This window comes from Bradyrhizobium sp. Bra78 (assembly GCF_024519855.1).
Taxonomy (GTDB): Bacteria; Pseudomonadota; Alphaproteobacteria; order Rhizobiales; family Xanthobacteraceae; genus Bradyrhizobium; species Bradyrhizobium japonicum_G.
In genome coordinates this window covers 63679-77366 of sequence record NZ_JALJRE010000004.1, presented here as the reverse complement: position 1 = coordinate 77366, position 13688 = coordinate 63679, and the positions used below count along the sequence as shown (strand labels likewise).

Here is a 13688-nt window from a genome sequence, read left to right as displayed (position 1 = left end):
CCCTTACCAAGTCGCCTTGGAGCCCCGGAAGATGGAAAGACGTCTGGCCGCCATTGTCTGCGCCGATGTCGCCGGCTATTCGCGCATGATGGGCAGCGACGAGGCCGGCACCCATGCCGCCTTCAAGGCCCATCGCAGCGCGATCCACCCCATCATCCTCAATCACGGCGGCCGCGTCGTCAAAAACACCGGCGACGGCTTCCTGCTGGAGTTCCCGAGCATCGTCGGCGCCACCGAGGCGGCGATCGCGATGCAGATGCTGATGGCGGAGCGCAACCACCATCTGCCCAGCGAGCGCGCCATGCAGTTCCGGCTCGGCATCCACATGGGCGACGTCATCGCCGATGAGGACGAGGTGTTCGGTGACGATGTCAACATTGCCGTCCGCCTCGAATCGGTCGCGAGCCCCGGCGGCTTCGCGATTTCGGCCAAGGCCTACGAGGAAGCGAGCAAGCATCTCAACGTGCCGCTGGTCGATGCCGGCAACCACCGCTTCAAGAACATCAGAGATCCGATCGGCGTCTGGACCTGGACGCACGAGGGCGCACCGGCGCTTGCGCCCGAGCTGAAGGAGGCATCCAATCTCGCGCAGCAGTACCGGACCGCGATCGTCGGCGTGCTGCCCTTCGCCAATCTCAGCGACGCCCAGGACGAATATTTCTCCGACGGCCTCACCGAGGATCTGATCCACGCGCTGGCGCTGCAATCCTTCTATCGCGTGCTGAGCCGCAACTCGACCTTCGCCTTCAAAGGCAAGAACACCAGCACCCGGCTGATCGCGCGCGAGATCGACGCCACCTATCTGATCCAGGGGTCAGTGCGGCGCGCCGGAGCAAAAATCCGCGTCACCGCCGAGCTGATCGCGCCGGAGACCGGCGAGCAGCTCTGGACCGGCCGTTACGACCGCGACATCGGCGACTTCTTCGCGATGCAGGACGAGATCACCACCAACCTGTGCGCCGCGATCGCCACCGAGATCGTCCGGGCCGAGGCCTCGGCGCCGGCGCGGCTCTCGACCGACGTCACCGCGTGGGACCGCTTCCTCAAGGGACTGTCGCACTACTATCGGCAGACCAAGGAAGATTTGGCGACCGCCGTCGACCTGTTCCGGGAAGCCATCAGGCTCGATCCAAAGCTGTCGATCGCGCACGCCTATCTCGCCACGATCCAGATCCAGAGCATCCAGTTCGGCTGGGTCAAGGGCACGCGCGAGATGTGGGCCGAGGCGATGAACCTCGCCGAGACCAGCGTCCGGCTCGACCCGCGCTCGTCCTTTGCGTTCTCGATCCTGTCCTGGTCCCACGCGCTGGAAGGGCACTACGAGGCCGCGATGGATGCGGCCAAGCGCGCGGTCGCGCTCAACCCCTACGACAATGGCGCGCGCGGCGTGCTGGGCATCTGCCATTTCGTCATCGGCGAGCACCGCGAGGCGATCGAGCTGTTCTCGATGGCCGCGCAGCGCGACAACAGCGATCCGCGCTACCAATGGGCCGCGCTGAACGCCTTCAGCCACTACCTGCTGGGGCAATACGACGCGACGCTGTCGTGGGCGCGCGAACAGCTCTACGTCAACCCGAACCATTTGCAGGCGCTGGCGATCCGCGCCGCGGCGCTAGCGCAAATGGGGCGGGACAGCGAAGCCTTCGAGGCAACCCGCGTGCTCATGGGCAACTACCCGACCCTGAATGTCGATCGTCACTTGCGCAATTTCCACTGGAAGCGTTCCGAGGACCTTGCCCAGTACCGCGAGGGACTTCTGAAAGCGGGCGTGCCGCTCAGCAAGCTGACCCTGGTCCAGAGCGACCTCAAGCGCGCCGCCGAGTCCTGAGGGCAAGCCGCGGCCAAGCGGCAATTTCCCATCCGGCTTTATTGACACGACAGTGAATTCGGCCACACTTCGCCACACGCGGAAGTAGTATATGTGCTGCCGGTTTGTTAGGACTTTCCGCGCGTGATCGGCGCGTCCGTTTTTGACGATTCGCCGTTTTCAGGATTTGGGCCATGCACGATTCCGCTTCGAAGCCCCCCTTCGACCCCTCGATCCAGGTCTCGCCGAACAATCCCTGTCCATTCCTGCGTGGCCTCGTCGGCGAAGGCTTCGTCGACGGCGGGACTGTCCCGCTCGGCACGTTGGCGCAGACAATCGCGGATGCGAGCGGCGAGACCGGGCCGATGAAGGCATTCGCACGCTTCCAGGTCTACGGCGTGGCGCTCATCGCCAACGGTCTAGGTCACATCCTGAAGAGTCTGTTTTCGGGCGCGCAGCTCGACGCGCTGCGCGGCGGCCCGCTCGACAAACGCGGTGCCGGCTCGCGCATCCTCGGTGTCGACGGCAAGGTCGATGAGGACGAGATCGCGCGGTTTGCAAGCTTCGGCCGGAATTACCCGGATCCGAACGGCGGCGGCTCCGAACTCGGTCTCAACGCATCGGAAATCGCCGTCTTCATGCGCGACAACCTCAAGCGCGCCGGCAGCGCGGTGCGCTGGTACTATCCCCTGCTGATGAAATTCGAATGGCCGATCCTGCTGAAGATCATCGGCAAGGGCGAGGGTGAGGACCGCTATCTCAGCGTCGCCGACGTGCGCACTCTGTTCAACGAACGCAAATTCCCCGGGCGCATCGACCAGCGGCTGCTGTCGCAGCCGGTGCCGTCGGCCTGCCAGCGCACCGTGCGCGGCGCCCTCAAGCTTGCGGCACTGCTGATCGCCATCGGTCTCGTCATCCTGGTTGCGGTCGCCGAATTCCCCAACCAGGTCCGCGCCATGCTGCCGCAGAAGGGCATCCTCGTGAATCTTCTGCCGCCGCCCTTGCCCGCGGTCCCGGAGACGAATGCAGCCTACTGGCTCGAGCAGAACTGGTCGCTGAAGGACCGGCACTGGTTCCATCATGCCAGCCAGGGAACCGCGACCTTCCCGGTGCCCTATGACTGGTTCATGGCACTGGAGCAGCCGCGCCTTCGCCTGTTCTCGCAACCGGGCATGATGAAGGACAGCGCCTATCTGGAGAGCTTCGGCTTCATTCCGAGCCCGCAATCGATCCAGACCGACGCGACAACGCTGCGCCGCTTCGGTTACGCCAATGTCTACGAGACGACGCAGGTGCCGGACTGGTCGACCCGGTGGACGCCTGCGGAGAACGTCGACGGCCTGCCGGTCGGCTTTGCACGGATGACCGGTGTCGTCGATCCTGCGACGGGCCGTCGCGAGCAGGACAAGATCGGGCTGACCTGCGCGGCCTGCCATACCGGCCAGATCCACTACAAGGGCGTGGACGTGCGCTTCGACGGCGGCCCGGCCATGACCGATCTGAAGAAGCTCGAGATCTCGACCGGCCTGTCGATCGCCTACACGCTCTATGTCCCGTTCCGCTTCCAGCGCTTTGCCGATCGCGTGCTCGGCCCCGAAGCCAGCAAGACGGACCGCGACGCACTCAAGCAGAAGCTTGGCGCGATCGGCAGCTTCCTGATCGACTGGGTGAAAACCCAGGAAAAGACGATTGAAGGCAAGAAGACCTGGGACGGCAAGCAGCAGAAGGATACCGAGGAAGGGTTCGGCCGCCTCGATGCCCTCAACCGCATCGGCAACCAGGTGTTCTCGCAGGATCTGGCGCTGAGCGGGATCAAGGGATTCGAGAAGAACCTGCATGCCCAGGACGCACCGGTCAGCTACCCCCCGATCTGGACCGTGCCGTGGTTCAAGTTCGCCCAGTACGACGCCTCGATCGAGCAGCCGCTGATCCGCAATGCCGGCGAAGCCCTCGGCGTCACCGCGCTGCTCAACCTGTCGGACGCCTATCCGGAGGACAGGCTCTGGCGGTCCTCGGTCAACATCAGGACACTCGGCTGGATCGAGGACCTGCTGAGAGGTCCCGATCCGTTCAAGCCGGCCGATCCGTCCACAGGTCCGAAGTTCGGCGGCCTGCTGGCGCCGAAATGGCCGTCGCAGATCCTCGACGACAAATGGAAGCTCGATCAGAAGAAGATCGACAACGGCCGCAAGATCTACGCCGAGATGTGTTCCGGATGCCATCTGCCGGCCGTCGACACCCCGGCTTTCTGGTCCTCCGGACATTGGGAGTCGAACGGCGACGGCAAGGTCCTGAACGCGGTGACGATTCCCCTCGACGAGATCAAGACGGATCCCGAACAGTCGCTCGTGCTCAGCAACAGGATCGTCGATATGCCCGGCTTCCTGAAGGTGAATACGGCCGACCTCAAGACCTGGTGGCAATGCGACATCCCGACGGCGAGTTCGCCGACCGAGATGGTGTATGCGCTCGGTCTCATGACAGTGGTGGACCTCGTTGCCCGCAAGTGGATGGACGACGAGAAGACTCCGGAAGCCGAGCGGGCGAAATTGTGGAATCTCGCGCGCAAGAACTGCCTCAATCCGGCGCCCGGGCCGCGCTATCGCGCCCGGCCGCTGAACGGCGTCTGGGCCACCGCGCCTTATCTGCACAACGGTTCGGTGCCGTCGCTCTACTGGCTGCTGAAGCCTGCAAGCGAGCGCCCGACGAAGTTCTGCATGGGCCACCGCGACTATGATCCCGTGACCGTCGGCTTTGCGGTCACCGCAGGCGAGCAATGCAAGACGGGTGAAACGGAGTTCTCCGCGGGGTCGGAGAAGGATCCGGTCCAGGGCAACAGCGTGCTCGGTCATTCCTTCGAGCGCAAGCCGGGCGAGGACAAACGTCCCGGCGTGATCGGCCGCATGTTCAAGGATGATGCCGAGCGCTACGATCTGATCGAGTATCTGAAGACGCTGTGAGCTGCCGCCACACCTCTCCCCGTCAAAACGGGGCGAGGGAGCTCACCTTCGCCGCCGCCTCACTTGAACAGCGGCGTGCCCGGCACGAAGGCGTCGAAGGCGGCCCAGAATTGCGAGCGGTAGCGATCCTGCTCCTGCAGGATCTCGTGCTTGGCGCCGGCGATCACGAGATGGGAGCCGGCCCGCAAATGATACGCGAACTCCTCGATCGCGGCGGTCGAGACCACGGTGTCGCTGGAGGCCGCCAGCATCAGAATCGGCTGGCGGATCTCCGAGGGGTAGTTCTTGCCCTTGAAGGTGTGCATGGCACGGAAGGCGGTATCGGCCCAGGCGACCGTCGGTGACGCCAGCCCGAGCGTCGGATCCTCCTCCAGGATCGCGGCATTGCGCGCATAGCGCACGGGATCGCTGGTGAGGGGATTGTTGATGAAGGGATCGAGCCCGGTGATGCGGTCGCTGCCGCCGGGGACATAACGGCCGCCCTGCCCCAGCAGGCGCATCGTCTTCAGCAGCGCCCGCGCCGGAAACGACGTGGTGCGGCCGGGCAGGTCGATCATCGGCGCCGACAGCACCATGCGGTCGAACCAGCGCTTGCCGGCATGCGCCACCCGCAGCATCACCGTGCCGCCCATGGAATGGGCGAGCGCGAAGAAGGGCGGCGGACAATCCGGCAGCACCACCTGCTGCACGAAGGTCTCGACGTCGATTTCGAAATCGGCGAAGTCACGCACATAGCCCTTGCGCGGATCGCGCAGGCGGCGCGAGGAGTGGCCCTGCCCGCGCCAGTCGATCATCGCCACCGCAAAGCCGCGGTCGCGCAGATCGCGCACGGTCTCGAAATATTTCTCGATCTGCTCGCTGCGTCCGGTGAAGACACAGACCGTGCCCTTGCGGTTCGCGGGCGGTGCCCAGCGCGCAAAGCGCAGCTCGACGCCATCGGGAGTCTTGATGGTGCCGCTGACGACGTCTTCGGGAACTGGATTGGACGGAATCGAGACCAGCGTCATGATTGGAAGGGCTTGGGCGCCAAGTGCTGCAGATCAAGGGGCGGGAGCGCCGAAAAGGCGCTGCTTGCCGCCCTCTTGAACGCCGTTCCCCTGAACCCATATCACCATGGTGCAGGCCGCTACCAGTGTTTCGGAACCGGAACATCAGGCTGCACACAGACTAAAGCCCGGCCCGATTGGCGGGCGGGTTACTCAACAGTCGCTCAATGGAGGACTTGACCATGCGTACCTACGATCTGACCCCGTTCTATCGTTCCACCGTCGGCTTCGACCGCCTCTTCAACCTGCTCGACCAGGCCGGTTCGGACGGCAGCCCCGGTTATCCCCCCTACAACATCGAGCGCACCGGCGAGAACACCTACCGCATCACCGTTGCGGTCTCGGGCTTCGCCAAGGACGAGCTCTCCCTCGTCGCGAAGGAAAACACGCTGACGATCAAAGGCGAGAAGGTCGCCAACGAGAACAGCAAGGCCGAAGTGCTCTACCGCGGCATCGCCGCGCGTGCCTTCGAACGCGCCTTCCAGCTCGCCGACTTCGTGCAGGTGAAGGACGCCTCGCTCGAGAACGGCCTGCTTCACGTCGACCTCGTTCGCGAGATTCCCGAGGCCAAGAAGCCGCGCCAGATCGCGATCAACGTCGGCGCGCCCAAGGCGCAGGTGATCGAGAACTCGGCCACGCAAGCCGCGGCCTAATTCACGCGCGCCACTTCCGAGTTGCGAAAACGCCCCGGTGCCCCGGGGCGTTTTTTTGTTTGGCTCTGCTCGTCCCGGCGAAGCCAAGAAATCCTGCCGCGAGATCGGTCAATCGTGCGCGGAAGGAATACCGAACGACGGATCTGCCATACCTTCCTAGAGATGATGGTCTTTGCCGTCGCCAGGACGTCACCGATTGCTGAACTGCCGTACTGGACCGTTGTGCCGCATCACAGAGCGGTGAAATGGCGTAACACCAACGCCCGCGCCTCGTCCTTTGGATATCGAACCCAAAACAAGACGGAGAACGATCATGACTTTCTGGCGCAGCTTTTTCGTCGCCGCGAGCCTTTTGGCGGCCCCCCTCAGCCTTGCTCACGCGCAGACCCCGCAGACGGTGAAGGCCAGGAACGTCGTGCTGGTGCACGGCGCCTGGGCCGACGGCTCGAGCTGGTCGGAGGTGATCCCGATCCTCCAGGCCGCAGGCCTGCACGTGACTGCCGTGCAAAATCCGCTGTCGTCGCTGGCGGACTCCGTTGACGCAACCAAGCGCGCGCTCGCCGAGCAGGACGGACCGACCGTGCTGGTCGCGCATTCCTGGGGCGGCACGGTGATCAGCCAGGTCGGCACCGATCCGAAGGTCACCGGCCTCGTTTATGTCGCCGCCCGCGCGCCCGATGCCAACGAGGATTTCGTCGCGTTGTCGAAGCAATTCCCGACCGGCCCGGTGCGCGCCGGCATCGTCGAGCACGACGGCTACACCAAGCTGTCGGAAGACGCCTTCCTGAAATACTTCGCCAATGGCGTGAAGCCGGAGCAGGCCAAGGAGCTCTACGCGGTGCAATGGCCGACGGCCGCCTCGATCTTCGCCGGTCGCACCACCGAGGCTGCATGGCATTCGAAGCCGAGCTGGTACGCGGTGTCGAAGAACGACGACACCATCAATCCCGATTTCGAACGCTTCCTCGCCAAGCGCATGAACGCAACCACGATCGAACTCGATGCCGGCCACCTCTCGCTGGTGTCGCATCCGAAGGAGGTCGCGAATCTGATCCTGGAAGCCGCGGGGTATGGCCGGAGCTGAGACACCGTCGCTGTGTCGCAAAAGCGCCCGAGGCTCTCGGGCGCTTTTTTGTTGCGACCGCGCGCTAATCCAACCCTTGTGCGGCTGGCATCTCCTGCGTCGGCAGGATCGTTGGCGCGGGCTTCGCCTGCCCGACGGTTGGAGCGATGGTTTGCGGCGGGGCCTCGGCCGGCTTGGGCTGCACGGCAGCCGCGGTCTGTTGCGCAGGCTGGGCCTGCACCGTCGCAGGCTCGGCCGGCTTGGCGGCGGCGAGCGGCGCTTCGCCGCGCGGCGGGGCGGCCCTGGGCAGCGGCACGGTGCGGCTGGCAACATGCGGAATCGAGGCCGGCGGGCGCGGCGGGCCGCTGCGGACCATGGTCGGTGGCGGCAGCGCGCTTTGCGGGCGGTAGGGCGCAACCGCGGGCTCATCGTAGCCGGGCGCCATGCCATAGGCGTCCCTGGCCGGCATGAAGCGCAAGATTCTCCCGTCGCGGGCGTCGATGACCAGCCGGCCGTCGTCACCGCGGCGGTCTATCACCGCGATGGTGTAGACGCTGCCGCGCAGGCGCGGGATGCCCAGCGGCGAGAAGCCGTTTTCGCGCAGCACCGCGTAGACCTCCGTCGACGGCAGCAGTACCGGGGCCGGGCCGCGTTCTCCGTAGCCATAGCCGTAGCCGTAACGCGGCGGCGGGGGCGGCGCGGCGTCCGGCGGCCCATAGGGTCCGTCGAAATCCGAGACCGCGATGGCGGCCCCGCTTCCGATACCGTTCGCCGGAACTTGCGCAAGAACTTGCGCCTGAGCCGCGGTCGCAGCCAGCACCAGCGTGGCAGCGGCCACACATCCTGTGAAAAACTTCATGGTCGACACGCTCCTGTCAGGCCCCCGAAGCTCTCGCGCTCTTTCGCTTCTTGCGGCGTGGCGCGCCTTTCGAAGGGCTGATCCGAAGCTTCATTCGGGATTCCGGCGTCGGCAGGGCCGGATCAGGGCGCGTTTGCTTCAAAACCGGGGCCGCGCAACTTTCGGAAAGCGATTGATTGACATATCGGGAATCGGGACTTTCGCGCGCTTGTGTGATAGACAAAAATTTGGCAAGGTGATGGTTAGGACAGGAAGACTGTCTCAATTTTGCTTGCAGTTCCGGCATACGGATTGCAACGAAAGTCGGTGCTTTCGAGCGCCAGGAAGGCAACAGGCAAAGCCGTTCTCGGGGACGAAGAACGCCTTGGCCTGAATTTAAGAAAATGCGGCTCGCAGCGGACGAGCGGTGACCCAGAGGCGGGTGCCGCGGAACGCCCAAGGTGCGCCGAAGATAGCGGTGAGGCAGCTTGCCGCACGGAGAGGACGAGGACATGAACGGGTCGCAATTCGAGCGCGCAAACATCGTGGCAGAAGAGCTGTCGGCGACCGTCGCCTCGAAAACGACCGATCCGATTCAGGAACACAATTCGCGTCCGCCCGCCGTTGGCCTCTACGATCCGAGCCTGGAGAAGGATTCCTGCGGCGTCGGCTTCATCGCCAACATCAAGGGCAAGAAGTCCCACGAGATCGTCGCGGACGCGCTGAGCATCCTCTGCAACCTCGAGCATCGCGGCGCCGTCGGGGCCGATCCGCGCGCCGGTGACGGCGCCGGCATTCTGGTGCAGATCCCGCACGCCTTCTTCAGCCGCAAGGCCGCGGAGCTCGGCTTCGCGCTGCCTCAGCCCGGCGAATACGCCATCGGCGCGCTGTTCATGCCGCGCGACACCGCCTGGCGCAACGTCATCAAGAGCATCATCGCCGACCAGATCAAGGAAGAGGGCCTCACCCTGCTCGGCTGGCGCGACGTGCCGACCGACAATTCCTCGCTCGGCGTCACCGTGAAGCCGACCGAGCCGGCCTGCATGCAGGTGTTCATCGGCCGCAACGGCACCGCCAAGACCGAGGACGATTTCGAGCGCCGGCTCTACATCCTGCGCAAGTCGATCTCGCAGGCGATTTACCAGCGCCGCGACCGCGGGCTTGCGGGCTACTATCCCTGCTCGATGTCCTGCCGCACCGTGATCTACAAGGGCATGTTCCTCGCCGACCAGCTCGGCAAGTACTATCCCGATCTGCACGAAAAGGACTTCGAGAGCGCGCTGGCGCTGGTGCATCAGCGCTTCTCGACCAACACCTTCCCGGCCTGGTCGCTGGCGCATCCCTACCGCATGATCGCGCATAACGGCGAGATCAACACGCTGCGCGGCAACACCAACTGGATGGCGGCGCGCCAGGCCTCTGTGAGCTCCGAGCTCTATGGCAAGGACATCAACCGGCTCTGGCCGATCTCGTATGAAGGCCAGTCGGACACCGCCTGCTTCGACAACGCGCTCGAATTTCTGGTGCAGGGCGGCTACTCGCTGCCGCACGCGGTCATGATGATGATTCCGGAAGCGTGGGCCGGCAATCCGCTGATGGATGAGACCCGCCGCGCCTTCTACGAATATCACGCCGCGCTGATGGAGCCGTGGGACGGCCCCGCCGCGATCGCCTTCACCGACGGCCGCAAGATCGGCGCCACGCTCGACCGCAACGGATTGCGGCCGGCGCGCTATCTCGTCACCAAGGACGACCGCATCGTGATGGCTTCCGAAATGGGCGTGCTGACGATCCCCGAGGACCAGATCATCACCAAGTGGCGCTTGCAGCCCGGCAAGATGCTGCTGGTCGACCTCGAGCAGGGCCGCCTGATCCCCGACGACGAGATCAAGGCCGATCTCGCCAAGAGCCATCCCTACAAGGAATGGCTGGAGCGGACCCAGATCGTGCTGGAAGAGCTGCCGAAGGTTCCGACCACCGGCGTGCGCTCCAACCTGTCGCTGCTCGATCGCCAGCAGGCGTTCGGCTACAGCCAGGAAGACATCACCATCCTGATGACGCCGATGGCGGCCACCGGCGAGGAAGCCGCGGGCTCGATGGGCAACGACACGCCGATCTCGGCTCTGTCGGACAAGGCCAAGCCGCTGTTCACCTACTTCAAGCAGAACTTCGCGCAGGTCACCAATCCGCCGATCGACCCGATCCGCGAAGAGCTGGTGATGAGCCTCGTCTCCATCATCGGACCGCGGCCGAACCTGTTCGACCTGCAGGGCCTTGCCACCACCAAGCGGCTCGAGGCGCGTCAGCCGATCCTGACCGACGCGGATCTCGAAAAGATCCGCTCGATCTCGGAAGTCGCCGAGTCGCACTTCAAGTCGCGCACGCTGGACACCACCTTCCACGCCGGTCTCGGCGCCGCGGGCATGGACCAGGTGCTGGACGAGCTCTGCGCGCGCGCGGAAAGCGCGGTGCGCGAGGGCGTCAACATCATCATCCTGTCCGACCGCATGGTCGGCACCGACCGGGTGCCGATCCCGTCGCTGCTGGCTTGCGCCGCCGTGCATCATCATCTGATCCGCACCGGCCTGCGCACCTCGGTCGGCCTCGTCGTCGAATCCGGCGAGCCGCGCGAAGTGCATCACTTCGCCTGTCTCGCCGGCTACGGCGCGGAAGCGATCAATCCGTATCTGGCGTTCGAGTCCATCATCGCGATGAAGGACCGCCTGCCCGGCTCGCTCGACGACTACGAGATCGTCAAGCGCTACATCAAGTCGATCGGCAAGGGCCTGCTCAAGGTGATGTCCAAGATGGGCATCTCGACCTATCAGTCGTATTGCGGCGCGCAGATCTTCGACGCGGTCGGCCTGAAGGCGGATTTCGTCGGAAAGTTCTTCGCCGGCACGCATACCCGCGTCGAGGGCGTGGGCCTGGCCGAGATCGCGGAAGAAGCGGTGCGCCGCCATGCCGACGCGTTCGGCGAGGCGCTGGTCTACAAGACCTCGCTCGATGTCGGCGGCGAATATGCCTATCGCAGCCGTGGCGAGGATCATGCATGGACCGCCGAGTCGGTCGGGCTGCTGCAGCACGCCGCGCGCGGCAATTCGCTGGAGCGCTACCGCGCCTTCGCCAAGATCCTCAACGAGCAGTCGGAGCGCCTGCTGACGCTGCGCGGCCTGTTCCGGATCAAGAACGCGGACGAAGAGAAGCGCAAGCCGGTGCCGCTCGACCAGGTCGAGCCCGCCAAGGACATCGTCAGGCGTTTCGCCACCGGCGCGATGAGCTTCGGCTCGATCTCGCGCGAGGCGCACACCACGCTCGCGATCGCCATGAACCGGATCGGCGGCAAGTCGAACACCGGCGAAGGCGGCGAGGAAGCCGACCGCTTCAAGCCGCTGCCGAACGGCGACAGCATGCGCTCGGCGATCAAGCAGGTCGCCTCGGGCCGCTTCGGCGTCACCACGGAGTATCTCGTCAACTCCGACATGATGCAGATCAAGATGGCGCAGGGCGCCAAGCCCGGCGAAGGCGGACAGTTGCCCGGCCACAAGGTCGACGCGACCATCGCCAAGGTCCGGCACTCGACGCCGGGCGTCGGCCTGATCTCGCCGCCGCCGCACCACGACATCTACTCGATCGAGGATCTGGCGCAGCTCATCTACGACCTCAAGAACGTCAACCCGGCGGGCGACGTCTCGGTCAAGCTCGTCTCCGAGATCGGCGTCGGCACGGTGGCAGCGGGCGTTGCCAAGGCGCGCGCCGACCATGTCACCATCGCGGGCTTCGAGGGCGGCACCGGCGCTTCGCCGCTGACCTCGATCAAGCACGCCGGCTCCCCCTGGGAGATCGGCCTTGCCGAAACCCACCAGACGCTGGTGCGCGAGCGGCTGCGCAGCCGCATCGTGGTCCAGGTCGACGGCGGCTTCCGCACCGGCCGTGACGTCGTGATCGGGGCACTGCTCGGCGCCGACGAGTTCGGCTTCGCCACCGCGCCGCTGATCGCGGCCGGCTGCATCATGATGCGCAAATGCCATCTCAACACCTGCCCGGTCGGCGTCGCGACGCAGGACCCCGTCCTGCGCAAGCGCTTCACCGGCCAGCCCGAGCACGTGATCAACTACTTCTTCTTCGTCGCCGAGGAAGTCCGCGAGATCATGGCCTCGCTCGGCTTCCGCAGCTTCAACGAGATGATCGGCCAGGTGCAGCTGCTCGACCAGACCAAGCTAGTCGCGCACTGGAAGGCCAAGGGCCTCGACTTCTCGAAGCTGTTCGTCAAGCAGAAGGAAGAGAAGGGCCAGAAGATCTATCACTCCGAGCGCCAGAACCATCATCTGGAGGCGGTGCTCGACCGCACGCTGATCGAGAAGGCGACGCCAGCGCTCGACCGCGGCGCGCCGGTGAAGATCGAGGCCGCGATCAACAGCACCAACCGCTCTGCCGGCGCCATGCTGTCGGGCACGGTCGCCAAGATCTACGGCCATGCCGGCCTGCCGCACGACACCATCCATGTCAGCCTCAAGGGCACGGCGGGTCAGGCGTTCGGCGCGTGGCTGGCGCAAGGCGTCACCTTCGAGCTCGAGGGTGAAGCCAACGACTATGTCGGCAAGGGTCTGTCGGGCGGCAAGATCATCGTCAAGCCGCCTGCCAACAGCAGCATCGTGCCGGAAGAGAGCATCATCGTCGGCAACACCGTGATGTACGGCGCCATTCAAGGCGAGTGCTACTTCCGCGGCGTCGCCGGCGAGCGTTTCGCCGTGCGCAATTCGGGCGCGGTGGCGGTCGTCGAAGGCGCCGGCGACCATTGCTGCGAATACATGACCGGCGGCATCGTGGTCGTGCTCGGCAAGACCGGACGCAACTTCGCGGCGGGCATGTCCGGCGGCATCGCCTATGTGCTTGACGAGACCGGCGGCTTCGACAAGCTCTGCAACATGGCGATGGTCGAGCTCGAGCCGGTGCTGTCGGAAGAGCTGATCAACGCCGGAACCTACCATCACTCCGGTGACCTCGAGGCGCACGGCCGGGTCGACGTGTTCAAGGACCTGCTCGACTCCGACGTCGAGCGGCTGCACGTCCTGATCTCGCGCCACGCCAAGGCGACCGGGTCGAGGCGCGCGGCCGACATCCTTGCCAACTGGAAGGAGTGGCTGCCCAAGTTCCGCAAGGTGATGCCGGTCGAGTACCGGCGCGCGCTGCGCGAAATGGCCGCCAACGCGGACGCCGAGCCGAAAATTGCGATCGGGGCGTAAGGCATCACACTCCGTCATTGCGAGCGTAGCGAAGCAATCCAGACTTTCTCCTCGGATACACTGGATTGCTTCGAC

At 65.1% G+C, this 13688-nt stretch carries 7 protein-coding genes; 5 read left to right on the top strand and 2 right to left on the bottom strand.

Features of this window, described 5'->3' with window-relative positions; genetic code table 11:
- Positions 1-31: 31 nt before the first annotated feature.
- Entirely contained in the window at positions 32-1828 is a 1797-nt protein-coding gene (locus tag OC450_RS10960) for an adenylate/guanylate cyclase domain-containing protein (protein ID WP_211381325.1), read from the top strand.
- A 173-nt stretch (positions 1829-2001) separates the two neighbouring features.
- Entirely contained in the window at positions 2002-4767 is a 2766-nt protein-coding gene (locus OC450_RS10955) for a di-heme-cytochrome C peroxidase (protein ID WP_262047860.1), read from the top strand.
- A 59-nt stretch (positions 4768-4826) separates the two neighbouring features.
- Here OC450_RS10955 and OC450_RS10950 read toward each other — a convergent pair whose 3' ends face one another.
- The gene (locus tag OC450_RS10950) at positions 4827-5774 is read right to left on the bottom strand and encodes an alpha/beta fold hydrolase (RefSeq protein ID WP_211381323.1); all 948 of its coding nucleotides are present in this window, start codon (positions 5772-5774) and stop codon (positions 4827-4829) included.
- Between the two features lie 221 nt (positions 5775-5995).
- On the opposite strand from OC450_RS10950, the gene OC450_RS10945 reads away from it, so the two are divergent.
- Positions 5996-6466 (top strand): Hsp20 family protein, encoded by a 471-nt coding sequence (locus OC450_RS10945; RefSeq protein ID WP_211381322.1) that lies wholly within the window; start codon positions 5996-5998, stop codon positions 6464-6466.
- A 313-nt stretch (positions 6467-6779) separates the two neighbouring features.
- Positions 6780-7550: an alpha/beta fold hydrolase gene (locus tag OC450_RS10940; protein WP_211381321.1), complete on the top strand. Its 771-nt coding sequence runs from the start codon at positions 6780-6782 to the stop codon at positions 7548-7550.
- A 64-nt stretch (positions 7551-7614) separates the two neighbouring features.
- Here the strand turns inward: OC450_RS10940 and OC450_RS10935 are convergent, their stop codons facing one another.
- On the bottom strand, positions 7615-8388 hold the full coding sequence (locus tag OC450_RS10935; protein WP_262047859.1) for a hypothetical protein: 774 nt from the start codon (positions 8386-8388) through the stop codon (positions 7615-7617).
- A 491-nt stretch (positions 8389-8879) separates the two neighbouring features.
- On the opposite strand from OC450_RS10935, the gene gltB reads away from it, so the two are divergent.
- Positions 8880-13613, top strand: a complete 4734-nt coding sequence (gene gltB, locus OC450_RS10930; protein ID WP_262047858.1) for a glutamate synthase large subunit — start codon at positions 8880-8882, stop codon at positions 13611-13613.
- Positions 13614-13688: the final 75 nt, after the last annotated feature.